19 protein-coding genes, 5 tRNA genes and 2 pseudogenes are annotated in these 25,759 nt (G+C 63.2%); 16 read left to right on the top strand and 10 right to left on the bottom strand.

The window, feature by feature from the left end; all coding sequences use genetic code 11:
* Positions 1-4: 4 nt before the first annotated feature.
* The 3 genes from LA343_RS01615 to wzm all read right to left on the bottom strand — a co-directional run bounded on the left by LA343_RS01615 (position 5) and on the right by wzm (position 3,744).
* Positions 5-1,822, bottom strand: a complete 1,818-nt coding sequence (locus LA343_RS01615) for a long-chain-fatty-acid--CoA ligase (RefSeq protein ID WP_025403811.1) — start codon at positions 1,820-1,822, stop codon at positions 5-7.
* Positions 1,823-2,014: 192 nt separating this feature from the next.
* Positions 2,015-2,803 carry a galactan export ABC transporter ATP-binding subunit Wzt/RfbE gene (gene wzt / locus LA343_RS01610; protein WP_025403810.1) on the bottom strand — a complete coding sequence of 263 codons (789 nt, stop codon included), beginning with the start codon at positions 2,801-2,803 and terminating at the stop codon, positions 2,015-2,017.
* A 62-nt stretch (positions 2,804-2,865) separates the two neighbouring features.
* Positions 2,866-3,744 (bottom strand): galactan export ABC transporter permease subunit Wzm/RfbD, encoded by an 879-nt coding sequence (gene wzm / locus LA343_RS01605; protein ID WP_025403809.1) that lies wholly within the window; start codon positions 3,742-3,744, stop codon positions 2,866-2,868.
* A 368-nt stretch (positions 3,745-4,112) separates the two neighbouring features.
* Here wzm and LA343_RS01600 point away from each other — a divergent pair, with 368 nt between their 5' ends.
* Both LA343_RS01600 and LA343_RS01595 read left to right on the top strand, forming a co-directional pair.
* Positions 4,113-5,447, top strand: coding sequence for an aminotransferase class V-fold PLP-dependent enzyme (locus LA343_RS01600; RefSeq protein ID WP_025403808.1), 1,335 nt, complete (start codon positions 4,113-4,115; stop codon positions 5,445-5,447).
* Between the two features lie 47 nt (positions 5,448-5,494).
* Entirely contained in the window at positions 5,495-6,373 is an 879-nt protein-coding gene (locus LA343_RS01595) for an EamA family transporter (RefSeq protein ID WP_025403807.1), read from the top strand.
* Here the strand turns inward: LA343_RS01595 and LA343_RS01590 are convergent.
* Entirely contained in the window at positions 6,370-7,368 is a 999-nt protein-coding gene (locus LA343_RS01590; protein ID WP_025403806.1) for an NAD(P)H-quinone oxidoreductase, read from the bottom strand. The two genes, LA343_RS01595 and LA343_RS01590, sit on opposite strands and share 4 nt — an antisense overlap.
* A 144-nt stretch (positions 7,369-7,512) precedes the next feature.
* Between LA343_RS01590 and LA343_RS01585 the strand changes: the two genes are divergently transcribed.
* Together LA343_RS01585 and LA343_RS01580 are read left to right on the top strand one after the other, a co-directional pair.
* Positions 7,513-8,442 carry a hypothetical protein gene (locus tag LA343_RS01585; RefSeq protein ID WP_025403805.1) on the top strand — a complete coding sequence of 310 codons (930 nt, stop codon included), beginning with the start codon at positions 7,513-7,515 and terminating at the stop codon, positions 8,440-8,442.
* 150 nt (positions 8,443-8,592) lie between these two features.
* Positions 8,593-8,680: transfer RNA gene (locus LA343_RS01580), tRNA-Ser, on the top strand.
* A gap of 65 nt (positions 8,681-8,745) precedes the next feature.
* Here the strand turns inward: LA343_RS01580 and LA343_RS01575 are convergent.
* Complete coding sequence (locus LA343_RS01575; RefSeq protein ID WP_025403804.1) at positions 8,746-9,591, bottom strand: hypothetical protein; 846 nt, start codon at positions 9,589-9,591, stop codon at positions 8,746-8,748.
* Positions 9,588-10,157, bottom strand: a complete 570-nt coding sequence (locus LA343_RS01570) for a carboxymuconolactone decarboxylase family protein (protein WP_025403803.1) — start codon at positions 10,155-10,157, stop codon at positions 9,588-9,590. The genes LA343_RS01575 and LA343_RS01570 overlap by 4 nt, the downstream gene beginning before the upstream one ends.
* 336 nt (positions 10,158-10,493) lie before the next feature.
* On the opposite strand from LA343_RS01570, the pseudogene LA343_RS01565 reads away from it, so the two are divergent.
* A pseudogene (locus LA343_RS01565) lies at positions 10,494-12,070 on the top strand (SLC13 family permease).
* A gap of 39 nt (positions 12,071-12,109) precedes the next feature.
* On the opposite strand, the gene hisC reads toward LA343_RS01565, so the two are convergent.
* Complete coding sequence (hisC, locus tag LA343_RS01560; RefSeq protein WP_025403802.1) at positions 12,110-13,240, bottom strand: histidinol-phosphate transaminase; 1,131 nt, start codon at positions 13,238-13,240, stop codon at positions 12,110-12,112.
* 180 nt (positions 13,241-13,420) lie between these two features.
* Here hisC and LA343_RS01555 point away from each other — a divergent pair.
* The 5 genes and pseudogenes from LA343_RS01555 to LA343_RS01535 all read left to right on the top strand — a co-directional run.
* Positions 13,421-13,505 (top strand) — tRNA-Ser (locus LA343_RS01555).
* 167 nt (positions 13,506-13,672) lie between these two features.
* Positions 13,673-13,745 (top strand) — tRNA-Arg (locus LA343_RS01550).
* A 214-nt stretch (positions 13,746-13,959) separates the two neighbouring features.
* Entirely contained in the window at positions 13,960-14,151 is a 192-nt protein-coding gene (locus tag LA343_RS01545; protein ID WP_025403801.1) for a hypothetical protein, read from the top strand.
* Between the two features lie 114 nt (positions 14,152-14,265).
* Positions 14,266-14,577, top strand: coding sequence for a hypothetical protein (locus LA343_RS01540; protein ID WP_224209192.1), 312 nt, complete (start codon positions 14,266-14,268; stop codon positions 14,575-14,577).
* Between the two features lie 41 nt (positions 14,578-14,618).
* A pseudogene (locus tag LA343_RS01535) lies at positions 14,619-15,682 on the top strand (ISL3 family transposase); the annotation flags it as partial.
* A 514-nt stretch (positions 15,683-16,196) separates the two neighbouring features.
* Here the strand turns inward: LA343_RS01535 and LA343_RS01530 are convergent.
* Positions 16,197-17,627, bottom strand: a complete 1,431-nt coding sequence (locus LA343_RS01530) for an APC family permease (RefSeq protein ID WP_025403799.1) — start codon at positions 17,625-17,627, stop codon at positions 16,197-16,199.
* A 123-nt stretch (positions 17,628-17,750) separates the two neighbouring features.
* On the opposite strand from LA343_RS01530, the gene LA343_RS01525 reads away from it, so the two are divergent.
* Positions 17,751-17,823: transfer RNA gene (locus tag LA343_RS01525), tRNA-Arg, on the top strand.
* 363 nt (positions 17,824-18,186) lie between these two features.
* Entirely contained in the window at positions 18,187-19,158 is a 972-nt protein-coding gene (locus LA343_RS01520; RefSeq protein ID WP_025403798.1) for a hypothetical protein, read from the top strand.
* A 14-nt stretch (positions 19,159-19,172) separates the two neighbouring features.
* Here the strand turns inward: LA343_RS01520 and LA343_RS01515 are convergent, their stop codons facing one another.
* A complete protein-coding gene (locus LA343_RS01515; protein WP_081737375.1) occupies positions 19,173-20,270 on the bottom strand; it encodes a prephenate dehydrogenase in 1,098 nt (365 codons plus the stop codon).
* Positions 20,271-20,299: 29 nt separating this feature from the next.
* Between LA343_RS01515 and LA343_RS01510 the strand changes: the two genes are divergently transcribed.
* The 4 genes from LA343_RS01510 (at position 20,300) to LA343_RS01495 (ending at position 24,209) form a co-directional block, all read left to right on the top strand.
* Positions 20,300-20,800, top strand: a complete 501-nt coding sequence (locus LA343_RS01510) for a tRNA adenosine deaminase-associated protein (RefSeq protein WP_025403796.1) — start codon at positions 20,300-20,302, stop codon at positions 20,798-20,800.
* 60 nt (positions 20,801-20,860) lie between these two features.
* Positions 20,861-21,292 (top strand): nucleoside deaminase, encoded by a 432-nt coding sequence (locus LA343_RS01505; protein WP_025403795.1) that lies wholly within the window; start codon positions 20,861-20,863, stop codon positions 21,290-21,292.
* 39 nt (positions 21,293-21,331) lie between these two features.
* Positions 21,332-21,418 (top strand) — tRNA-Ser (locus LA343_RS01500).
* 265 nt (positions 21,419-21,683) lie between these two features.
* The gene (locus LA343_RS01495; protein WP_025403794.1) at positions 21,684-24,209 is read left to right on the top strand and encodes an MMPL family transporter; all 2,526 of its coding nucleotides are present in this window, start codon (positions 21,684-21,686) and stop codon (positions 24,207-24,209) included.
* Here LA343_RS01495 and tgt read toward each other — a convergent pair.
* Positions 24,206-25,588 (bottom strand): tRNA guanosine(34) transglycosylase Tgt, encoded by a 1,383-nt coding sequence (tgt, locus tag LA343_RS01490; protein ID WP_025403793.1) that lies wholly within the window; start codon positions 25,586-25,588, stop codon positions 24,206-24,208. The genes LA343_RS01495 and tgt overlap by 4 nt on opposite strands.
* Positions 25,589-25,759: the final 171 nt, after the last annotated feature.

Below are 25,759 nucleotides of genomic sequence, written 5' to 3'. Positions count from 1 at the left end.
TCTTCTAGTCGTGCTTGATGTCCTTGAGGAAGTCCTTGACGATGTCCTGCACCTCGCGGCGGCGCACCTTGCCCATCTGATCGGCGGGCAGCTCCTTGAGCTCCTGGAAGATGCGCGGCACCTTGTACTTCGTCAACTTGTTCGCGGCGAAGGCCCGCAGCGCGTCCTTGTCCAGCGTGGCGCCGGCGGCCAGGATCACGGCCGCCGCTACGGTCTCGGAGCCGTCCTTGCGCGGCACACCCACCACGGAGGCCTGCTCGATGGACTCGTGCTCCATGAGCACCTCCTCCACCTCGGCGGGGTAGACGTTGAATCCGCCGGTGATGATCATTTCCTTGATGCGGGAGACGATCTTGATGAACCCGTCCGGCTCCATCACGGCCATGTCGCCGGTGCGGAACCAGTCCTTGTAGAAGGCCTTCTCGGTTTCCTCCGGCTTGTTGAGGTACCCCTTGAACACCTGAGGGCCGCGGACCAGCAGTTCGCCTTCTTCGCCGTCCGGGAGGGTCTTGCTGGGGTCGTCGGGATCAGCGATGCGCACCTCGGTGGAGGGGAAGGGCACGCCGATGTAGCCCTCCCGGCCGTGCCCCATCGGGTTGCCCACGATGATCGGCGCGGTTTCGGTGAGGCCATAGCCCTCGATGATCTTGCCGCTGGTGAGCGACTCCCACTTTTTCACCGTGGAGGCAGGCAGCGCGCTCGCGCCGCTGAACGACGCCCGCACGCCGTCAATGCTGAGTCCCTTCTTCTCGGCGGCTTCCATGATCTTTTCGTACAGCGCGGGCACGCCCGGCATCCACGTGGGCATGTTCTTCTTCATGATCCGCATGACCAGATCCATCTCGGGGGCGGGCAGCAGCTGGATCTCACCGCCGATCATCGGAGCCATCGTGATGTTCATGGTCAGGCCGTAGGCGTGGAAAATCGGCAGCGCGGCGAGCATGACCTCCGGCTTCGGGCCCTTGCCTAGGCCCTCCACCCACTCGAGGCCCTGGCGCAGGTTCGCGATGAGGTTGCGGTGCGTCAGCACCGCGCCCTTGGGCTTGCCCGTGGTTCCGGAGGTGTACAGAATCAGCGCAGGATCCGTGGGGTCCAGGGGCTTCTTTGGCCCGACGCCACCAGTGTATCCGCCGCCCAGTTCACTCTTGGCCTTGGATTTTCCCTTGCCCATGAACTCGTTCCACGGCAGGGCTTCCGGAGCCGGGCCGGTGAGCTTCTCCTTGAGCTTCTTCACGGGCGGGATGGGGAGCTTGAGGGCGAACTGCATGACGCGGGGCATGGCATCCGGCAGGCTCACGGCAATGACGGTGTCCAGCGGAGTCTTGTCGCGGAGCTGCTCGGCGGTGCCGGCCATTTTGTCCCAGAAGAAGCCGACCTTGGCGGCGTGATCCTCGAAGGGGTGGGTCAGCTCAGCTGCGGTGTAGAGGGGGTTGTGGAGGGTGGGGACGGCGCCGATGGTGAGCGTTGCGTAGAAGGCGGTGAGCGCTTGGGGGCAGTTCGGCAGAGCAATTGCCACGCGCTCGCCCTGCATCACGCCGAGCTTGCGCAGACCGGCTGCGGCGGTGGCGACGTGGCGACCGAAGTCCTTGTACGTCACGGACTTGTTGAAGAAGGTGAACGCCGTGTTGTCCTTGTAATCGTGTACGCCGTTCCAGAAGATCTCCGGCAACGTGAAGCCGCGGGGGTTCTCCTTCGGATCCTCGAGGTCGATGGTGTGAGCTGTCCACGGGGTGTACAGCTCGAGCCACTTCTTTGAGTTGAAGGCATCGGAAGCGGTGTCATCGCCACTGGTGCTGGGGGAGTTGTGCGTGGAGGAAGTCACGGTGTCAGCTGCGCTTTCGTTGGGGGTGTAGAGGTGGAATCGAGGAAGTTTACGGAGGGTCGATAAAGTTATTTTGAGTAAAAAATTAATGCTTCTTGTGCGTGCTACCGAGGTTACCCGCGCGCGCTGGATTGTCAGCCAGTTCGCAAAAATGCCCCGGATTTAAGCCAGATCACACAATCGCACTCGATTTTACGCGCGACCGAGGTCTCGCAGCACGCTGCGAACCAAGTTTCCAGCCTCCGGCCCCTCATAGGATTCCACAACATCGGCCACCGGGCCCGCCTTCTTGACCTCTCCATGGTCAATCCACAACGCCGAATCGCACAATTGTGCAAGGAAGTCGTTGGAGTGGCTGGCAAACACCAAGATGCCGGAACGCTTCACCATCTCCTCCAGCTTCACCCGGGCCTTGGTCATGAACGCCGCATCCACGGCGCCAATGCCCTCATCGAGCAGCAGGATCTCCGGGTCGATGGAGGTCACCACGCCCAGCGCCAAGCGGATGCGCATACCCGTGGAGTACGTGCGCAGGGGCATGGATAGGTAATCGCCCAGCTCGGAGAACTCCGCAATCTCATCCATCTTTGACTTGATGGACTTGCGCGTCTGTCCCAGAAACAGGCCGCGGATGATGATGTTTTCGTACCCCGAGATCTCCGGGTCCATGCCCACGCCCAGGTCGAACACCGGGGCCACGCGCCCCTTCACCACGGCGGACCCGCGCGTCGGCTCGTAGATGCCAGACAGCAGCCGGAGCAGTGTGGATTTGCCCGCGCCGTTGTGGCCGACCAGGCCCACCCGGTCGCCGTCCTTGAGGTGCAAGTTCACGTCGCGCAACGCTTCGACCATCACGGTATTCGACTCATTACGTCCGATAGCACCGCCCGCGGCACCCAGGAACGTCTGCTTCATCGAGCGGGATTTGGCGTCGAAAATAGGGAAATCAACACAGGCGTTGTAGGTGTCGATGGAAACCACGGTGACCTCCGTTAAAAGGATGGGCAGGAAGAAACGAACAGCGGACGGCGGGTGTGCAGGTGCTAGACCCAGTAGCTCACGCGGAAGCGCCATTTGCGCATCGTGAGAAGGGCGAGGAGAAGACCCACGCCGGTCATGGCCAGCACGATCCACCAGTGGTAGGCGGCCACCGGCTCGCCGATCATGGGCGCGCGGATGATCTCTAGGTAGTGGTACAGGGGGTTGATCTCCGCGATCTTCGCGCGGTTGGCGATCTCACCGCCCTGCTCCCTCAGCGTCGCGGTGGTCCACACGATGGGGGTCATGTAGAACGCCAGCTGAACGAGGGAATCGAGCAGCGGAGCCACGTCGCGGAAACGGGTGGCGATAATGCCAAAGAACATCGTCACCCACACGCCGTTGAGCACCAACAGCGCGAGCGCTGGGATGGCGAGGAAAACGTTCCACCCCAGGTGAGGGCGAAAAATAGCGATGAGGACAACCCAGATCACCAGGTTGTGGCACAGGAAGAGGAACTGCCGCCACACCAGGCGGTACACGTGCACCGATAGAGCCGAGGGGAGCTGCTTGATCAGACCCTCGTTGGCGATGAAGACCTGGGAGCCATCCTGGATGCAACCGGCGATGAAGCCCCAGATGATCAGGCCCACGGCCACGTGCGGGAGGAACTGCGCCAAGTCCTGCTGGAACAGCAGCGAGTACAGCAGACCTAGGGCCAGGGCCATCACGCCGGTGGCGATGGTGATCCACAGTGGACCCAGGGTGGAACGGCGGTAGCGCTGCTTGATGTCCTGCCAGCCGAGAGCCAGCCACAGCTCGCGCTGCTCGAAGCCCCGCTTGAGGTCCTTCCACGCGGCGGAGAATGTTTCTGACTTGCTCGCCGGGATGTCATGCACCTCGGTGGTGGCGGTGATGCGTTCTACATCTGCGGTCTGGGCCACAACACACCTTTCCTTCGTCGTAGTGTGTCCAACTTACTCCATCCGGATGAACGGCCCATGCGGGGACCGGAGGCTTCCGCATGGTGGGCGCATGCCGAGCGTCGCGGAATCGGACATAATGGGTCACGATGGATACCTAATAGTGAAAGGTTGTCACCTTTACACAAGCATTCGCGCGATCATCAAAGATTCGTTATGCGCGAATATCTGTTGTCCACCGAACACGCTAGTATCGTCACAAGCTGTATTCGAGCAGTACGAGGGCGCGTCGCTATGCGACTTCGGTCGCACAACGATCACTGCTTGGATCACTGCCTGACCGAGGCGGGGGCAACCGCGCCGGGTTGCCTGTCGAGAAAGGAGTTCCGGTGTTTGATAACCCTCGGGTGAGAGGCCTGTACGCATCGCTGTCCGATGGCTGGACCTATATGAACGCCCAGGATTATCCGCAGGTCCCGGAACGCGTCTCCGCGGCCGTTTCCCGATCCTTCCGTGCCTCACCTCTGCTGGAGCCGATGGAATCGCCCCATGGGGTGGCGTCGGATAACAAGGTGCTTGGCCGACGCATCGGCGAGCAGTTCGTGGACGCCGCCAAGAACGCGGTGGCCGATCTGACCGGTGCGCTGCCAAGCAACGTGGTGCTGGGCTCCTCGCGCGCAGCGCTGCTGGACCAGCTCGCCAGCGTGCTGTACCGCCGCCTGCGGCTCGGGCAGGAAGTGGTGCTCTCCCGCATCGATGACCCAGCGAACATCCGCCCCTGGCGCCGCGCGGCGGACCTCTACGGTGCGCGGGTGCGCTGGGCAGAGCCGGATCTGTCCACGGGTGTGCTGCCGGCGTGGCAGTTCGCCAACCTCGTGGGGCCGGAAACCACGGTGGTCGCCATCGCCGCGGCGAACCGGTACGTGGGTTCGGTGACGGACGTGCGGGCCGTGGGCGAGGCAGTGCACAACAAGTCCCGCGGACTGTTCGTGGTGGATGTGAACTCCTACGCCCCCTATCGCGTGGTGGATATCGACGACATGCAGGCAGACGTGCTCGCGCTGGATATCAGCTCGATCGGCGGGCCGACTGTGGGCGCGCTGGTGTTCCGCGATTCCTCCGTGCTGGCCTCCATTCCGTTCAACGACCCGCGCGGTGTGCTGGGCGTCGGCGGGGTGTCCGAGGGCCTGCTGGGCGGCGTGCCGGAGGCCGTGGAGCATCTGGCCCGATTGGATGATTTCGCGCTGGGATCTCGCAGGCACCGCGTGGCTGATGCGTTGCCGCAGGCCACCCGCTACATGAACGGCCTAGCGCGCCGGGCTGTGGAAGGCCTGCAGGCGCTGGGGACCGTGCACGTGATCGGCGTGGATGGTGAATCCGAATTGTTGCCGTACTTCGACGCCGTGGAGCGCGTGCCCCGAGTGAGCTTCATTGTGGAAGGTGTGCCCGCCGCCGTGGTGGTCGACAGGCTGCTATCCAATGGCGTGGTGGCTGGTGTGGTCAAGCCCGGCGATTCGGAACTGCTGGCCAGCATGGGCGTGTTCGAGGAAATCGGCGCTTCGCGGCGGGCGCGTCGCGGGCGGCATGGCCGCAAGAATGCCAGCAGCCTCAGCGGACAGACCGAATACCATCCCGATTCCGGGGCGGTGGCCATCGGCTTCGCTCCACACAACACGGCCTACGACGTGGACCAGCTGGTGCGGGCGGTGGCGAGCCTGCGCTAGAGCGCTGGTGCACTGGGGTTGGCGCTAGTGCGCTAAGGTGCGCTGTTGTGACTCGTTTGCTGACCGCACTAACGCCCATCATCTGGGGAACCACCTACATTGTGACGACGGATTTTCTTCCGCCGAACCGCCCGCTGCTGGCTGGGGTGCTGCGCGCGCTGCCGGCCGGGCTCCTTTTGCTGCTGTGGTTCCGCAGGCTCCCGCACGGCTCCTGGTGGTGGAAGTCGGCGGCGTTGGGTGTGGCGAATATCGGGGGATTCTTCGCATTTTTGTTCCTTGCGGCATACCTGCTGCCGGGCGGGGTGGCCGCGATTGTCACGAATACCGCGCCGCTGTGGGTGATCGCCATGAGCCCGCTGCTTCTGGGCACGAGGTTGCAGTCCGTGCAGATCATCGGCGGGATCATCGCCGTGATCGGCGTGGCAGCGTTGGTACTTACACCCTCGGCGGAGCTGAATATGGGTGGCGTGCTCGCCGGGCTGGCGGCCAGCATCTGTATGGCCACGGGCATTGTGTTGGCCAAGAAATGGGGAGCACCCAAGGGCGTGCCGCAACTCGTGGTCACCGGGTGGCAGCTGACGTTCGGCGGTGCGGTGTTGATCCCATTTCTGCTGGCCATCGAGGGGCTGCCGGACACCCTGAACGGCCGGAACATCGCAGGTTTTGCCTACTTGACCATCATCGGGGCACTGGTGGCTTACGGCCTGTGGTTCAACGGCATTGCGAAGCTCGACGTCGTTGATGTCGCAATCCTCGGAGTGTTGTCCCCGGTGACCGCGACTGTCATCGGCACGGTGTTCAAGGGCGAAACGCTGACGGCCGTGCAGTGGGCGGGCATGGTGATGGTCCTGATAGCCCTGGTCGTGGTGCAAACCGTGGGGACGTGGCCGCGGCGGAGACCTCGAGCGGCCACGAGAGCCCGTTAGTTGACGACCTGCAAGACGATCTTGCCGGTGACCTCGCCATCGAGCAGCGCCTTGTGCGCGTCGGCGGCTTTCTCCACGGGAACGACACGGTCGATGTGGTGGGTGATCGAGCCGTCTTCCAGCAGGGGCCAGACGTGGCGAATGGTCTCGCCGACAATCCGGGCCTTATCGTCCAGGTCGCGGTAGCGCAGGCCCGTTGCGGAGATTGTGCCGCGCTTGTTGAGCAGCTTGCCGATGTTCAGCTCGCCCTTGACACCGCCCTGCATGCCGATGATGACGATGTGGCCATCCTTGGCGAGGGCATCAATGTTGCGGTCCAGGTACTTCGCGCCGATGATGTCCAGGATTACGTCCGCCCCACCGTGATCCTTCATGACCTCCACGAAGTCCTCATCCTTGTAGTTGATGAGGATGTCCGCGCCGTAGCGGGAGCACACGTTGAGTTTGTCCTGGGAACCTGCGGTGACCGCGACCGTGGCACCCAGGGCCTTGGCGAGCTGGATACCGAAAATGCCGATGCCGCCACCACCGCCGTGGAACAGGACCGTGGAGCCCTTATCCACATGGGCGGTCATCATGATGTTGGACCACAGGGTGCAGGCAACCTCGACCACGCTGGCGGCCTCCGCAAGGGAGAATCCGGCGGGCACGGGCATGAGCTGGCCTTCTGGCACCACGACCCGCTCCGCGTAGCCGCCGCCGGATAGCAGCACGGCGACTTCGTCTCCATCGACCCAGGGGGTGCCATCCGGGCGAGTGGTGCCGTTGGCGCGCTCGATCACGCCGGCGGCTTCGAGGCCGATGATGTTCGTGACACCCTTCGGGGGTGGGTAGTGGCCCTGGGCCTGGAGAGTATCGGCGCGGTTGACGCCTGCGAAGTGGACCTTCACCAGCGCTTCGCCCTGTTGGAGGTCATCGAGCTCCGTCTCCTTCCACTCCAGAGAGGCGGGATCGTTGGAATCGGTCTGGACAATGGCTCGTGTGGTGATGCTCATGCCAGCCAGTGTAACGGCAGCGTGGGCGAGGTGTCTGGAGGTCGTGCTACTACTGGAAAGCGACAGTGAGGGCTAGTAAAGGCTAGTGAGGGCTAGTGAAGGGTGAAGCCCTCAAGCCCGGTTCAGCACAGGAGGAGCCGATCCATGACCATCCACCGCCGAAACGTTGATCGCCCCGCCCGCCCGGGGCGGATTGCCATGGCCGTGCTGAGCATCGGAGCCGTTGCCGCCCTGTCCGCGTGCGGCAACGGGGATAATTCGTCCCAGAACGGCACCGACTCCTCTGCGGCCGCTGCCAGCTCGGGGGATAAGGGCACGGCTGAGAGTTCGGCAGCACCCACCATCAAGGACGTGAACGCCGCCGACTTTAGAAGCGGGCCATCGTACCTGTTCACCTACCAGATCGACGGCGGTAAGAAGGGCGAATGCTTCGTCGCCGAGACCGGCCTGGGCTGCACCGGAACTGTTTCCAAGGACGTGCCGGACGTGGTGGTGCCGCCCTTCGAGCAGCAGCGCCCCGGTGCCGTGTTCGCCAACTCCGAGGGGCCGGACTACGGCATCTTCGAGGGCGTCCCGCCAGCAAAAAAGCCCCTGCAGTCGGGGGAGCGGATCACCGTGGGTACCTCGCAGTGCACTCTCACCAGCGACAAGCTTGAATGCTGGGTGGGCAAGCGCGGTGACAACAACGGCTTCACCATCGAGGGCGCTGACCGCGCCATCACCACGATGAAAACACCGCTGGGCAAATCCTTCGTGGGTGAAGGAGCCACCAGCGCGGTTCGCCCGCAGGCGAAGGGTAACCGCTGCGGCACCATTCGTTCCACGCAATTTCCCCCGTTCGACGGTGCCTCGGTGAACGTTCTCAACGGCGACGTGCCGTGCGACAAGGCGGTGTCTGTCATGGATGAGTATGTGAACACCCCGCCTGACGGCATGCACGGCAACGCGAACGTGCGCACGATCCAGGGCTGGTCGTGCAACATGCCCACCGCCGCGGCGATGGATGCGGACGGCCTGGCAGCGGTGTGCACCGATCGTTCCTCCGGCGGGAAGATCGGCGTGCCGGTCGAGTAGGCACAGAGTAGGCACAGAGTAGGCACAGAGTAGGTGCTGGGTAGGAGCTGATGAGGAGCGAGTTCGGCCGCTGACAGGCCGTGATGTATGCTTTCTTGCGCACGGACATGCTGCGGGACACCGCACGGGATACCACAGCAGTCGCGTACTGGAAGTATGGCAGAGCGGCCGAATGCACTGGTCTTGAAAACCAGCGATGGGAAACCATCCGGGGGTTCAAATCCCTCTACTTCCGCCACCCACCCCCGGTGAACCGCACGATGACTGCGGTTCGCCGGGGTTTTTCGTAGCCGCAATCCGGCGCTATTCCGCGCGGAAGACCGCCTCCACCACCGGCAGTTCCTCGGCCGCGCCGCCCGCATCCACGACCACCAACGGCTCACCCGCAGCAGCCCGCGCTACCCGCGCCCACTTCATGCTCTGGCGCGTCATGTCCCGCCGCCCCGGCGAGTACACGCGCAGCCCGTGATCTACCTCCACGATGGACCCATCTGCACAGGTCACCACGTACACCCGGTCGCCGATGGAGGAGCGCCGCGCCCGCCCCAACTCGTCGGCGAGCTCCGGCGCATCCATCGCGAAATCCTGCACGCTCAACCGCGAGGCCAACCCCAGGCGATGCCGGTTCCCCGCCACATCCTCAATGATCACTGGCCCACCCGCGCGGCATGTCACCACGCGCGCATACCGCCACACCACCGGCTGCAACCCCGCTCGGCGCACCAGCACCCAACCGGCACCGTCGCCATGCGGGGCGCTGAGCGTGAGAAGCTGCTCAGCGCTACCTCCCCCGCCGGGCGCGGCACTGGTCTCGCCCACGATGCACTCCACCACGATGCTGCTGCTGCGGCCGCGCCCCAGCGCTCCCGTGTCACCCGACGACACACGCCGGGGCGAGGGGAGTGGGGTGGCGTCGAGCGACGAGGAGCTCACCGAGCCCACCACGAATTCGGCAAAAGAGCTCGGATGCTCGGCCAGCAGGTCGGCGCAGGCGCGCTGCAGCTCGGCGTCCGTGGAATTGAACCCCACCCCGCGGGCCTCCAATTGCGCCCAGAGCTGCGGAAACGCCACATTCGGCTGGGCCTCCCACGCGCGTTGCAGCGCCCCGACCACGCCGGGAATCCGAGTGGGATCGTGGAGCTCGCTCATCGCGCCACCGGGTGATCGCTGGCGATGGACACGCGGTTGAATGCGTTGATGGTCACGATGGACCATTCCAGCGCGGCTATCTGCTCGGCGGAAAAGTGCTCTTGAGCAGCGGCAATGGCGGTCATCACCGGGGTCTTGCCTTCGGCCTTAACCCCGACGCCACCATGCCGCCCCGGCTCCGTCAACACCTCGGTGAGTTCCAGGACTGCCCGCTCGGCGGGGGAAAAGTCGTGGGCGCCGCGCCAGCCCGCGAGAACATCCAACTTCCACTGCGCCACGCCCGCCCGGCGCGCCTGCTCGGCGTGGACGGACAGGCAGGCCACGCACCCGTTGATCTGGCTGGCGCGGACGTTGGCGAGTTCCGTGAGGGCGGGGTCCAGGTTGGCTTCGCGGTTGGCCAGACGGATCTGGCGGAGCAGGCCGACGAGCGCCTTATAGGTGGCGGGGCGGGCGGTGTTGAGGTCGGGAACGGCGCGGTCGGACGCACGACCTGGCGCGGAGGCGGGTGGCGACGCTGAAGATGCTGAAGACGGTGAAGACGGTGAAGACGGTGAAGACGGGGGCACACCACGGATTATCCCACCCGCACAAACCAGGCCACCACTTGCGGGGTTGAAATGTGCATCCCGCATCGGTGGAAGGTTTTCCAGACAATACTCCTTACCCTTAAGCTGAGAGTGAATGATCATTTTTCTCAGGTCAGCCTGGCGATCGGTATGCAGTGATCGACGAGCACTGATCGGTGGGCAGGGCGGTGGAGAAGTGGTCATCGGGCGCGGATTCTCGCGCGCCTGTCACAGGTGGCGCGAGACCCTGACGTTGTCCGCGCTGCGACCGTGACAACACGAGTGAGCGGCACAGCCGCAACCCTGGATGGCCGGCTCACAAGAGGAGAACGACCAATGACCGATACTGTGGGGCAACTGCACGCCACACCCAGTGCAGACGAGGCCACCTACAATGAAAAGCGGCTCAATCGCCGCCGCATGACCGGCCTGTTCGTGGGCATTGCGCTGGCCGTGATCGTGTACCTCATCTCCCCTTCAACGCCGCAGATATGGTTAACGCGGCCTACCCGGATGACAAGAACGGCCCGTTCAACGAGGAAGCGCTGCGCATGACGGCAGCCGTGGCCGTGCTCATGGGCGCATGGTGGATGACCGAGGCCATCCCGCTGGCAGCCACGGCCCTCGTGCCGCTGGTGATTTTCCCCATCGCCCAGATCGTGGACTTCGGCGACATCTCGCCCTCCTACGCGGAGCCGACAATCTTCCTGTTCATGGGCGGGTTCATCCTGGCGCTCGGCATGCAGCGGTGGAACTTGCACCGCCGCCTGGCGCTGAATGTTGTCCTGCTGGTCGGCACCAAGCCTAAGCAGCTCATCTTAGGTTTCATGGTGGCCACGGGCTTTCTGTCCATGTGGGTCTCCAACACCGCCACCGCTGTGGTGATGCTGCCCATCGGCATGTCCGTGCTGAACCTCACGGCTGACATCGTGGGTGGTTTTAGGAACCAGAAGAAGTTCGCTACCGCTCTCATGCTGGCTATCGCCTACTCCGCCTCCATCGGTTCCCTCGGCACGATCATCGGCACCCCGCCGAACACCCTCATGGTCGCCTACCTGTCCAAGACCTACAACATCGACGTCGGATTCTTCGACTGGATGCTCGTTGGCGTGCCCCTGGCAGTGGTCTTTACCATCGTGGCCTGGCTGGTGCTCATCACAGTCTTCAAGCCGGAGATGAAGGAAATCCCGGGCGGCCGCGGGCTAATCCGTAAGGAACTCGATGACATGGGATCCGTCACCCGCGCGGAGATCACCGCCGGCATCATCTTCCTGGGTGCGGCCCTGTCCTGGATCTTCATTCCTCTGTTCACCGACTGGTTCGACTGGAACATCAAGATCGCGGATGCCGCCATCGGCATGGCCGCCGCCCTGCTTATGTACCTCATCCCCGTGGACAAGAAGGGCACCCGCGTGATGGATTGGGAGCACACCAAGTCCCTGCCGTGGGACGTGCTGCTGCTGTTCGGCGGCGGACTGGCGCTGTCCTCCATGTTCTCCATCTCTGGCCTGTCCCTGTGGATCGGCGAGAAGGCCCGCGGCCTGGAGGTGTTGCCGATCGTCATCCTGGTCTTCTGCGTGTCCCTGCTGATCCTGGTGCTCACCGAGTTCACTTCGAACACCGCCACCGCCGCGGCCTTCCTGCCCATCATGGGTGGTGTGGCCGTGGGCATCGGCCTGACCAGTGCCGCCGATATCAACGTGATGCTGCTCGTGGTTCCGGTGGCTCTGTCCGCAACGTGTGCGTTCATGCTCCCCGTCGCCACCCCGCCGAACGCCATCGCCTACGGCTCCGGTTACGTCACCATCGGCGAAATGATCAAGGGCGGCTTCTGGCTCAACACCATCGCCGTCTTCCTCACCACGGCAGTGACGTTCCTGCTGGTTGTGCCAGTGTTCGGGCTCGTCCTGTAGGAACCAGGTGTTCTGTAGCTCCTGCAGATACGGGAGCTTTTACAGGTACGCGGCAACCTTCTGTAGCACGTCGAGGAGCCTGTCGGTTTCTTCCTTATTGGTGACGCTGATACGCACGCCCTCGCCCGCGAAACACCGAGCCACGATGTCGTGTTCCTTCAATGCCGCATCCAGGGCCTCTGCTTTGTCGCCGAGGCCCAGCCACACGAAGTTCGCCTCGGAGGGGTACACGCGCACCGAGGCGTGCTCCTGCAGCCACTCGGTCACGCGGTTGCGCTGGGTGACCGTTTCCTCTACGCGCTCGTGCAGCTCGTCGTGAGCGTCCAGGCTGGCGAGTCCGGCAGCCTGAGCCAGCGCGTTGACCCCGAAGGGCACGGCAACCTTGTTCACAGCCTGCACGAGCTCCTCGTGGCCGATGAGGTAGCCCAGGCGCAGCCCGGCCAGGCCGTAGGCCTTGGAGAACGTCCGGCACACCGCCACGTTGGGGTAGCGGGTGAATACATCCGCGAGGGTGGGGCCGTCCTGGGCCTGGTTGAACTCCACGTAAGCCTCGTCTAGGACCACGGTGACACGATCCGGTACGGCGGCCATGAACTCATGGAACTCTTCGGCCGTGACCGTGGTGCCCGTGGGATTGTTCGGGTTACAGACAAAGATCAAGCGCGTGTTGTCCGTAATGGCGTCGACCATAGCGGGTAGGTCATGGCGCTGATCGGCGGTGAGCGGAACCGGCACGGGCGTCGCTTCGGCGATCCGCGAGAGGATCGGGTAGGCCTCGAAGGAGCGCCACGCGAACACGACCTCCTCGCCGGCCGCGCAAGTGGCTTGGATGAGCTGCAGGCACAGCGCGGAGCTGCCGTTGCCCACGGCGATGTTATCCATGGTGAGGTTCAGGCCAGCGGCGGCCTCCTCGGCGGAGCCGCCGCGATCGGTCTGGGCGGCCGGGGCCTGGGTGCCCGTGGTGCTGTTGAGCCAGTCCGCAAACTTCTGGCGCAGGTCAACCGCGCCCATGTCCGGGTAGCGATTGAGGTTGGAGGTGGCCTGCTCGATCGCGCGGGCGACAGAGGGCAGGGGGGAATACGTGCCCTCGTTGGATGCCAGCTTGAGGGCATTCGGCAGGGTCGCGCCGGGGACATAGGCGGGGAGGGATGACAGATCGGATCGAACCATGATCTTCAGGGTAGTACGAGGAGCTGCAGTCGTGGGGCTGAAGGGACTGGGTTCATAGTTGGCGGTAGTTGGTGGTGGTTGGTGATAGTTGCAGGGCAATTTGGGGGAGATAGTAGCGCTTGTGTAGGCTAAATCCCGGTCGAGTTTTGGGTTGCCCAAAAGTAGCCGAATACTCAACCTGGAGGCGTGCCAGAGCGGCCGAATGGGGCTCCCTGCTAAGGAGTTGTCCCGTAAGGGACCGCAGGTTCAAATCCTGTCGCCTCCGCAGCTTCGACAGAATGCGATACACCAGAGCTGCCCAAAAAGCTGCCCGATGACTTGTGGTGAGGTTTCGGGGTTCACAGCCGCGGACAGTGTTGTGGGGCGTGTGGTGCGCCTGTGGTGGTCCGCTGGGATTGTGCCGGTGCGTTGCATTCTGTCGGAGTTACCCTTGCGCCCGTAGCTCAACGGATAGAGCATCTGACTACGGATCAGAAGGTTGGGGGTTCGAATCCCTCCGGGCGCACAGTACAAAACCCCAGTTAGATGGAAAATCTGCCTGGGGTTTTGCGATGGGTGGCAGGCAGCTGCGAAGTCGCGGGCGTGGACCCTGGCGGTGCGGTGGCGCGTTGTAGAGCTGCCGCAGTGGGGGTTTGTGCTCCGACATCTGGTAGTTCCTTTGGATGTGGTGCCGTTTTTCTTCGTAAGCCCTGCGCATACCGGGCATCGTGGTCCGTTTCATGTCACCGAGAAAGCACATCAATCTGTGGGATCGGAAGATCGTTGATTCCATCCGGGACACCATCGCGGCCCCAGACGAGTACGTGCCTGTTAGGGGGAAAGATGTGCGTCGGCGGGTGCGTAAAAAGATCGACGGGGTAACCGTGGATGTGAGCTGGAAAATCCAGACCGACGGAGAAGCCGTGTTCTAAACTTTTCCCGCACGCGGTAACGGTGTCAAGTACGTCAACTCTTCCGGTAATCTAATGGATATACCGACACTCCACGCCAAAGATCACCTATTTGTCCCCGTGAGGAGGTAACCCATGCTGTATCCGGAGCTGGACCAAGATCAGATTCTCTATGAGGAACTGCGCCGTAAATATTTTGACGAATGGGATGAACAGCCCTTCGGCATGCTCTTTTGGGGCGGCGATCATGGTGAAGAAGACACTTCGCTTTATCTGGCAGTGGTGGAGCCACCGCAATTCGGCCACTACCTTGATGAGGACCTCCTTAAACGCATCCTCGACTATTTCGGCGGCCCCGACCGGTCACCAAAAGATCAACGCCTTGCTGTCGAGAAATATTACCCAGATTTCGCCAAGCGCTATTACGGCCAGGGCAGCACCGCTTAACCAAAACTTCCCATCTTCTTTCGTCTAAACGGTCCTTCACCTGTACGAATGCCTCCTGTGGCAGGAAGATCTTCCAGGCCACACTGAGCTGCGCCGATGACGGAGCGAAACTCACCCACCGGGTGACCCGCTGGATCCTCCAGCGCCTCGCGGTCGACCGGATGAGCGTGTCTGCCACGCCAAGGCACTCGGCGTGGGTTGGGAGCTGGTCAATCAGGTCGCCCTCGAGGCCTGCCGCAAGCTTGTCTACGACGACTCTCCGCATCTGGACGGGGTGCGCATCCTCGGGGTGGATGAGCACGTATGGAAACACACCCGAAAGTCAGGTCAGCCATCCAGTCTGGTGACCATCCTCGTCGACCTCACGCCCCTGGTCGACGGCCGTGGCCCTGCCCGACTGCTGGACATGCGCCCCGGCCGCAGTGCACAGGTGCTGCGCACCTGGCTGCAGGAACGCGATCCTGCTTTCCGGGAAAATGTGCAGGTGGTGACCATGGACGGCTTCACCGGTTACGCCTCAGCCGTCGATCAGATGCTCCCGGATGCCACCAAGGTCATGGACCCCTTCCACGTGGTGCATCTGGAGCCGACAAACTCACCGGATGCCGGCAACGGCTCCAACGAGAGACCACCGGACACCGGGGCCGCAAGGACGATCCGCTGTACAAGCACCGTCGCACGCTACTGACCAGGACGGACTACCTCACCGAGCGGCAGAAGCAGCGCCTGGACGCTGTGGGCCACCGATGACGAATACGTGGCCCTGGAGGTGACCTGGATGTTCTATCAGGACATGATTGCGGCTTACGGGCATCCGCAGAAGTCGGAGGGCAAGAAGCTCATGAGCAGGGTGATCAACAGCATTCGTAAGGGCCTACCGAAGGGGCTGGAAGAGCTCGCGCAACTGGGTCGGACATTGTGGCGTCGGCGTGAGGATGTCCTGGCGTACTTCGATATCGGGGCGTCCAACGGTCCGGTCGAGGCGATCAACGGACGGCTCGAGCATCTACGCGGGATTGCTCTGGGGTTCAGGAATCTCAACCACTACATCTTGCGGTCACTGATCCACTCCGGCCAGATACACAACCGGATCAACGCACTCTAAATCGTGAAGAGCCCTTAAACGCATCCTCGACTATTTCGGCGGCCCCGACCGGTCACCAAAAGATCAACGCCTTGCTGTCGAGAAATATTACCCAGATTTCGCCAAGCGCTATTACGGCCAGGGCAGCACCGCTTAACCAAAACTTCCCATCTTCTTTCGTCTAGCACGGCACCAAGACAACGCTCCCGCGTCAGCGGCAGCGTAGAGCTAGGTTCGAGCAGAAGTTCAGTATCCTTTCGTAGATGCCGATCACGGCGAGTATGAGATTGCCCCTGGAGTCTGCAGTCAGAAACCCACCTCTATACGGGTGCTACCTCGACAAGGACATGCACAGGCGCATCTTAGATTTCTACGGAGGTCCGGGACAGCTCCCAGATGACCTGCAGAGAGCCGTCGATGAGCACTACCCAGATTTCGCAAGACGTTATCGCGGATAGGGGAAACAACGGTTGCCTGAAGCTAGCTCGTTTCGGGGGACCCAGGAATGACCCAGGAATACTGCCCCGTCACGCTTCTAGTCCCGTGCCGCCCACATCTTCTTGGCCAGTAGTGGCACTGCAGTTACGGCACAAACCACGATGAGGATCACGACGGCGTACATGGCCTCGGTCTCCAATGGGTTAGGTGTCGGCGCGATGAAGCCGATGATGAGGCACGCCAGCATTGTCAGTGCACCTAGGCCGGCAACGGCGCTCAGGCCCCAGATGCCACCGGGGACCGAGTAGGAACGGTGCACTTCCGGCTGCTGAATGCGCAGCTTGATGGCAGAGGCGAACATCAGCAGGTACATCACCGAATACAGAATCACGGCGATCGAGGTCAGCACGAGGAAAGCGGTGCCCACCGAAATGCCAGTGAAGAACACACAACCCACCACGGAAATGCAGGTCGCCTGGGCGATGAGCAGCCGCGTGGGGACGTCATTCTTGTTCTTGTGAGCGAAGGTAGGCGGCAGGAAACCACGATCCACAGCAACAGAAAGGCCTTGTACCGGGCCCACAATCCAGGTGCTCACCTGGCCAATAGCGCCGATGGCGATGAGGGCCGCGATGATGGGCGTCGCCCAAGAAATGCCCAAGCTGGAGAAGGCCGTTGAGAGCGCCTGAATTGCACCGTTGATGGTGTCGATGCGGTTGGACGGGATGATCAAGGCAATGGCCATCGCGCCCAGCAGGGTGATGACGAATCCGATGATCGACGCCAGGAACAGCGCGCGCGGATAGGACTTCTGAGGGTTACGAACGTACTTCAGGTTCGAGGCCGAGACCTCGATGCCCACGAAGCCGAAGACGAAGCTCAAGAACAACAGGAGCGTCGCCTGATTGCCCAGGTCGGGGATGAGCGGAGTGGAGGTATCGAAGTGGTCCGAATTGCCGGATGCGGCCCACCAGCCGCCCACGCCAGCCAGGATGAGCGAGGGAGTAACAACGCCGGCAATGAGGCAGAACGTGGAAATCTTCGAGGAATTCTCCGCACCACCAAAGTTGGCCAGGGTTGCAATCCAGTAAATGGCGATGATGGACAGGCCGACGAAGTAGGGGTTGTCGCCGAGCTCGGGCTTGAAGACGTATGCGGCGGTACCGGCGGCATACGCCAAGATCGAGGTGAGGCCGAACAGGGACTGCGTCCACTGCAACCACGTGGCAACCAGCGCGGGGCGGGTACCAAACGCGGCTTCGACCCAACCGAAGACACCGCTCTTCGACCAACCCGTTCCGAGCTCGGCGGCAACGAGGGCAGCCGGGATGAGGAATGCGAAGACCGCGATGATGTTGAACGCGAACATCTGCATACCCGTCTGCGCCATCACGGGCATGTTGCGCAGCGTGAGGAACAGCGCTGCGGTCATGCAGACTAGAGGGATAAAGGCGATGCCCGCAGGGCGAGGCGACGATGCGTCCGCTCCCTGAGGTGAGGTTGCTGTGGTAGTCGACTCAGAAGCCATAGGCATAGTCTACAAGGGGTTTAAGGGCTTTGAGGTGCGGATTTGGTTTAGGCGAAAGGCACTGTGTAAAGTCGTACCTTGTTGCAGCGAAAGCCACACACTAGATGGCCGCCGTTGTATGTTGCGCCCGTAGCTCAACGGATAGAGCATCTGACTACGGATCAGAAGGTTGGGGGTTCGAATCCCTCCGGGCGCACAGTGCAAAACCCCAGGTAGATGGAAAATCTTCCTGGGGTTTTCGGCATAAGCAGAAAATGTAATGTCTGCTTCGGCGTGTAGTTCGTGAGGAGGTACCCCATGCTGGATCGGCAGGTTTCGTATGGCAAGCGGCTTTAGGATTCAGCGACCGTCACATATAAGGTATGCATTCATAACAAGTCTGGTTTGTAGTACGCGCGTGCCGTGCGGGCACGGGTTCACTACTAATCCGTTCGCCGGTAAGTGGGCACAGGCGATCGTCGCCGAAAACTGCGGCTGTGCACCGTGAACAGAGCGGACATGCCGTGAACACAGCACGAAGCAAGCCAACGATACCGAGGAAGCGGAAAGGAGTTGCGCCATGCTCGTCGATCTCGAAGCTCCACCGACGTCGGGCATGCCAGCGCGCCAGAAGCTCCTGCTGACGCTGCTGTCCTTCGTGCTCGTTGTCATCACCATTGCCGTGGGTTACGAAGCCGTCGCCAGCACCGATGCCTTCAATCGTCGCCAAGAGATCGAACAAGCCGACACGAAGCCCAGCACGCAGCTCCACAACCCACAGGATGCCCAGCTGCAACCAGCGATGGAGCAGGTCGCGCTCACCATTGCCCAGGATTTCGATGCGCAGGTTGGCATCGCAACGCTCGGCGGCGGTGGTCCTGTGCACGCTGGTGAGCTCGATAACCGCGCTGCGTGGTCTACCCTCAAGGTCCCTATTGCTGCTGCCGCGTGGGAGAAGTTGCAGCAAGATTCGGCTGCCGACCAGCCCGATCCTGCGACCGCCGCCGAGGTCCAGCAGAACATCAACGACGCGATTGAGAACTCCGACAACGATGCAGCTCTTGAGCTCTGGTACTTCCTTGGCGACGATTCCGATCAGCTCGCTGCCGATCGCCTCAGCGCCTACCTAACCCGCGGTGGTGACAGCACGCAGGTTCCGGAGGAGTTCCAGACCGGCGTGTTCGAAGGTTTCGGCGACACCCTGTGGCGGGCCACCGACCAGGTGCGTTTCCTCTCGAACTTCCAATGCGAACCGGGGGCGCAGCCCGTCCTTGAGGCAATGGGCCGCATCAACCCCGAGCACATGGTGGGCCTGGGTACCGTCCCCGGCGCGCTCTTCAAGGGCGGGTGGGGCCTCGGCTACGACGATCAATATGTCTACCGCCAGATGGGCCTTGTCCCGGCGGGTCCCGGAGGGGCGATGATCCCGGTCGCGATCATTATCATCCCCAATGACGGCTCCCAGGACACGGCCATGTCTGCGATCGACGCCACCATGCGCCAACTCACCCCAGCCCTCAGCGAGGCAACCCCAGTCCGCCCCTGCCCCTAGTCGGCCGAGGTGCGCTAGAAGATACCGATCTGCGCGCCCATCGACTCCGCCGACTGGAGCTGATTTAACCAACCGCGCTGACCGGGGCGCACACGGATGATTGGGCGGTGCATCGTATCGCCGCGCTTGCGACCGGCTCGCGCCTCGAAGCGCCCGCGCGCCGCATTGCCATCTTCAGCGAGCCCGCGCATGTCCTGAACCGGATCGGCGATATCGGACCGTGCCTGCTGCAGCAGCGCGATCGTCTCATCCAACGCCTCCACCACGGCGGTGCGGTTGTTCTCGATCATGGCGCGCACCAGCGCGGGCTCGGTGCCGGCCACGCGTGTGCCGTCGCGGAAACTGGAGGCCGCCAGGCTCAGCGCGAGTGGGCCGCCCTGGTCGCCCGTGACGGCCAGCGCCTCCGCGAGGATGTGTGGCAGGTGGCTCACACGCGCCACGGCGCGGTCGTGACGGCGCGCTAGCGCCGGAACCACCGCGGCGCCGACTTCCTCGGCAATGCCGACCACGCGGATCCATGTGTCCAACCAACGCTGACTGGACTGCCCAGCCTCGGCTTGTGCCGCGCTGGACTGCCCAGCACCCGCAGGATTCGCGGACGCGTGCTCCACGGCATTGTCGTACGTCACCACCCACACGGCCCCCTGGAACAGCCCCTTCATCGTGGCAGCCCACCCCGAGTTCGCGGTTCCCGCCATGGGGTGCCCGCCCACGAAGCGATCCGTGAGCCCATGAGCTTCCACCAGCTCGTGCACTTCCACCTTCACGCTCGTGACATCCGTAATGCCGCATGATGGGGCGTGCTCGCTGATGGCGTCGAATAGAGAAGCCAACGCGGGAACAGGGACCCCCAAAACGATGAGCGCGTCCTCCCGCTCGGCCCGCTGCAATGTGGCAACGAGGTCGGCGGACGCATCGAAACCGTCGCGGCTGGCGCGTTCCACAGTTTTCTCCGAGCGGTTCCATCCAAACACGGGCCAGCCAGCCTGTTTGAGATCCCGCATCAAGGATCCACCGATCAACCCCAACCCAAGAATGCACACGGGGCGGCGGTCTTCGGGAAGCGTGCTCAAGCGGTAATCGGAGACAGAAAAATCACTCACGCTACCCAGTGTCCCACAAGGCGACTACCTTGGTGGTTATGACTGATGACACAGAAGTGACATTCGCCGTAGCCGCGTACGGCCGCGATGCCACCTGGGATCTGCGCGAGCTGCCCGAAAGCGCCACGGAGGACCTAGAAGAGCTGGTCAGGCTGCTGCGCAACAGCCGTTCCGAAGGCGCGGTGGTCGGTTTCGTCTGCATCGACGACGATTGGTGCGCCATCCTTCGCCCCGTTCCGGGTGGGGTGAGGCTTCTCATATCCGACGCCACAGCGGCGCTCGACTACGACTTGGCCAGTGACATCCTCGAGGAACTCGACGTGGACTGCCCCACCGAAGAAGAAGTCGAGGAGACGGACGAGCCATGGCCGGAGGGCGAGTTCGACCTGCTGGAGGACCTGGGCGCTTCGGAGCAAGTGCTGTCCGTCATCTTCGACGATGAAGACCTCTATGCCTCGGAGCAGGTGCTGCGCGTGGCGGAGGAGCTGGGGTGCGCCGAGGACCTCGCCGACCTCGTGGACCTGGAGTTGGACTACTAAGTGGCAGGAAGGGGGCCGGCCTTGCCGCAGCCGGCGCAGCAGGACTGGGACGAGCGGTGGATGCGCCGGGCGCTGGATGTCGCGCGGACGGCCGGCGAAGACGTGCCCGTGGGCGCCGTGATCGTGGGGCCGGATGACCAGGAGCTGGCCACAGGGGTAAACCGGCGCGAGGCCCTGGGCGATCCCACCGCACACGCCGAAGTGGAGGCGATCCGCGCGGCGGTGCGGCAACTAGGGGATTCGTGGCGCCTCGAGGACTGCACGCTGGTGGTCACGCTGGAGCCGTGTGCGATGTGCGCCGGGGCGGCAGTGGGCGCGCGCATCGGCACGATCGTGTTCGGCGCGTACGAACCGCACACGGGTGCATGCGGCAGTGTGTGGGACATTCCACGCGAGTCTCCGCTGCATTGGGTGCAGATGCGCGGCGGCGTGCTGGAGAACGAATGTGGGCAGGTACTGCGGGAGTTTTTCGACGCGCGCCGGGGGTGGTAGCCTATATCGAGTCTGCGCGGGTGTCGCGCGGGCAAAGATGGTGGCGTGTCCGAGCGGCCGAAGGTGCTCGCCTCGAAAGCGAGTGTTGTGTAATAACAACCGAGGGTTCAAATCCCTCCGCCACCGCACATGCAAGACCCAACCGTGCCCCTAGGGTGAGAGCGGAGTAACCGCCCGATCCTGGGGGCACGTTTGTGCTTGTGAGGGGTTGCGATTGCACCAGTACCCAGGCCTTCCACAAGATGCAGATAGCTGGTTCCCAGGACTGCCGGGTACGATCGACGGCTATGACTGAGCTTTGGACACCGGAATCGTGGATCTCTAGCGGCAGCGTTCTGCGGCCGCTCCGTCGCCCATCCGTGTCACTGCCAGTGAAGGGTGCCCGTTCCTAGTGGCAAAGTTTCTGTTTCACGTAGGGCGCTGGTCTTATCTGCACAAGCGCCTGGTCATCGCCGTTTGGCTCATCATCTTTGCCGCCGTGGCGGGTGTGGCGCTGAGCTTCCAGAAGGGCTTCAACGATATCTTCGAAATCGATGACGTGCCTTCCTCCCACGCCACCGAACTGCTCATGGAGAAGTTTCCGGGCACGAAGAACCCGGCGGCGTCGGCGGACGTCAACGTTGTCTTCGAAGCCCCCGAGGGCCAGACGCTGAATGAACCGCAGTACATGCAGGCCATGGACAAGACCATGGAGTCTCTGCGGACCGACGTCCCAGACTTCAAGGCTGGCCTGCAGTTCGGCAACCCGGTCACGCTCAACGAGCAGATCCAAACGCAGGTCGTCGACCAGCTCACCAAGCAGGGCCTCCCGGAGTCCACAGCCAAGGCCGACGCCCACAACATCCGCACCCTCTCCGATGACGGACGTTACGGCGTATCGACCTTCTCCTTCGATGTGCCTCTGCCCGCAGACGTCACCAAGGCCGATCGGCAGGCGGTTCAGGACGCTATACAGATTTCCCGCGACGCCGGCCTGACCGTCGAAGTCGGCGGTCCCGGTTACGGTGACCCTATCGCCGTGGAGCCCATCTCCGAGGCCGCCGGCGTGATCGTTGCGCTGGTCATTCTGTTGTTCACTTTCGGTTCCCTACTGGCCGCGAGCATGCCGCTGATCACCGCGATCGTCGGCGTGGGCATCGGTGCTCTCCTCACGCTGGGCGCCACCGCTGTGCTGCCGCTGAATTCGATCACGCCCACCCTTGGCGTGATGATCGGGTTGGCCGTGGGCATCGACTATGCCCTGTTCATCATGTCCCGGTACCGCGACGAGCTCCGCCGCGGTCGCGACCGCACAGACGCCATCGGCCTCGCCACCGGCACCGCCGGATCTGCGGTGGTCCTCGCTGGTCTCACGGTCATCGTTGCGCTCGTGGGCCTGCGCCTCGTCGACATCCCCTTTCTCACATACATGGGGTATTTCGCCGCGGCCAGCGTCCTCATTGCTGTCTTGGTCGCATTGACCCTGCTGCCTGCGCTTCTGGGACTGTTCGGGCGCCGCATTTTTTCCGACGCCACTACGGACTCCACATCCCGCCGCCCCCGCCGCCGTCGCAGGAAGACCGGTCCCGGGTTGGGTGAGCGGTGGATCGGCCTGGTGTATCGCTTCCCCGGCATCATGATTGGCGTGGTCACACTCAGCCTCGCGGCGCTGACCGTGCCGGCGATGAATCTGCAGCTGTCGCTGCCGAATGACATGACTGCGAACGTGAACTCCACCCAGCGCAAGTCCGCGGAGATGATCCAGGAGGGCTTCGGCCCGGGGCGCAATGCTCCGTTCCTCGTGGTGGTCAATGGCGAGCATGCGAATCCGCAGTCGGAGGCACTACGCCCGCTCATCCTCGCCCAGGCAGCTCAGCCTGCGCCTGCCCCTGCGCCTGCTGCTCCCGGCGAGGAGAACCCGCCTGCGGATCCGAATGCAGCCCCGGAACAGGCACCTGCCCCTGCGCCAGAGCAAGCGCCCGCCCCAGCACAGCCTCCGGAGCAGGCCGATACCCTGCAGAAGCGCGCCACGCAGGCGTCGTTCATCTATGCCGTGGAGCAGCTCAATGCGAACGCTGCGGTGGAACACGCGCAGCTCGTTGGTGAGAGTCCGGACGGAACCACGGCGCAGATCCTCGTTACCCCCAGGGGCGGGTTGCGCGATGAAGAGACCGTCAACCTCATCCACGCCCTCCGCGACCAGCAGTCGCAGATCGAAGCAGAAATCGGCGTGGACATGGGCATCACCGGCTTCATGCCGATCCAGCAGGACGTCACCGATCGCCTCGCCAGCGCCATGCCGCTCTACCTCGCGCTGGTCGTGGGGCTGGCGTTGGTGCTGCTGCTCATGGTGTTCCGCAGCCTGCTCGTGCCGCTCATGGCCGCCGGTGGCTTCCTGCTCTCCGTCGGCGCGGCCTTCGGCGTGACCGTGCTGGTGTGGCAGGAAGGGCTCTGGGGACTGTGGCCCTCGCCGGGGCCGCTGATCAGCTTCATGCCGATCTTCCTCATCGGCGTGACTTTCGGGCTGGCGATGGATTACCAAGTGTTCATCGTCTCCCGGATGCGGGAGCGCTACATCCACGAATCGCAAGACTCCGCACGCGGGTCGAAGTACAGCCGCACGGAAGACTCCGTGGTGTTCGGCTTTGAGCTCGGCGCGCGCGTGGTGACGGCCGCCGCGCTCATCATGATCGGCGTGTTCGCCAGCTTCATTTTCCAGCCGTTGCCGTTCATTCAGATCTTCGGCTTCGCCCTGGGCGCCGGGGTGCTATTCGACGCGTTCTTCGTGCGTATGACGATGATCCCCGCGCTCATGATCCTGTTCAACCGCGCAACCTGGTACATGCCACGGTGGCTGGACAAGATCCTGCCGACCTTCGACGTGGAAGGCAGCGCGCTGGAGCGGGCGTTTAGCGCGGGCGAGCTCGACCAGCGCTAGATGTGGTCCAGCCAGGTGTCGCCGTAGTACCGCGACAGGAACTGCTCGCGGAACTCCGCGAAGCGCCCCTCGTCAATCGACGCCCGGATCTGGTCCACCAACCCCACCATGAAATGCAGGTTATGCAGGGTACACAGCGTGCCCGCCAGAAACTCCTTCGCCTTGAGTAGGTGGTGAATGTACGCCCGAGAGTAGTTCTCGGAGACATAGCCGCCCGTTTCGGCGTCGATCGGAGAAAAATCCCGCTTGAACCGAGCAGCCGCAAGGTTCATCCGACCATCGAGGGTGTACACCCCACCGCGGCGGCCCAGGCGGGTGGGCGCCACACAGTCGAATGTGTCCGCACCCGCCGCGATGGCGGTGAACAGGTCATCCGGCTCGGAAATGCCCAGCAGGTGGCGCGGCTTATCCTCCGGCAGCTCCTGGCACACCCAATCCACGATGGTGCCCAGGTTTTCCTTCTCCAATGCGCCGCCGATGCCGAAACCGCCGAAGCCGCGGCGCCCCTCGGACTCCGCCTGCTCGGACAGCTCCACGAGGCCACGGGCGGCCTGGCGGCGCAGATCCTCGTATTGCGCGCCCTGCACCACGCCCCACAGTGACTGCAGCGGGCGGTGGCTGCGCAGATCCGTCTGGCGCTGGTGCTCCTCGAGGCAGCGGGCGGCCCAGCGATGCGTGCGCGCCACGGATTGCTCCTGGTAGTGGCGGGTATTGACCAAGGTGGTGAGCTCGTCGAACGCGAACATGATATCCGCGCCGAGCTCGTGCTGGATCTGCATGCTCACTTCCGGGGTGAAGCGGTGCTTGCTGCCATCGATGACGCTGCGGAAATCCACGCCGTCCTCGTCCACCACGGCCATGCGCTTTTTCTGCTGGGCGATGATGTCTTTCTCGCTGAGACCTTTCGTGTCCATCGCGAGCACCTTTTTATATCCGACGCCCAAACTCATCACCTGGAAACCGCCCGAATCGGTATAGGTAGGGCCGCGCCAGTTCTCGAACGCTGCCACGCCGCCTGCCTCGTCCACAATGTCCGGGCCGGGCTGCAGGTAGAGGTGGTAGGCGTTGGAGAGGATCGCTTGGGCGCCGGTGGAGCGCACCTGCTCCGGTGTGAGCGTTTTCACGGTGGCCTTGGTGGCGACGGGGATGAACGCGGGGGTGTGGATGTCGCCGTGGGGCGTGTGGATGGTGCCGGTGCGGCCGAGGAACTGCCTGGTGGCGGCGGGGTGTTGTTCTGTGGTGCGCTGCTGCTGCGCTGCGCCCTGCTGCGCTTGGATCTGCTGCTCGCGCACGGTATCGATGTCCGGGCAGTCGCGCAGCCGCGTGTGCACCTCGAAGGAGAGATCGGCAGAGGCCTGGGGGCGAGCGTTGTCAGTCATGGTCACACAGTCTAACCGCCAGCTGCTTCGATTCCCCTTTTCCCGGCGCGGATACTGGCATGCCTCGGTCGCGCTGGGGTGGGTGAACCGTGGTAGCGTCGAGCCCAAAAAGGCTGCAGATGTGACAATGTTGTGTTTTGAGCATTTTCTAAAAATGCGACCTGGGCTTTT

It is taken from the genome of Corynebacterium falsenii (genome assembly GCF_020099275.1).
In the GTDB taxonomy this organism is placed as follows: Bacteria; Actinomycetota; Actinomycetes; order Mycobacteriales; family Mycobacteriaceae; genus Corynebacterium; species Corynebacterium falsenii.
This window is presented reverse-complemented; position numbering and strand designations above follow the sequence as displayed.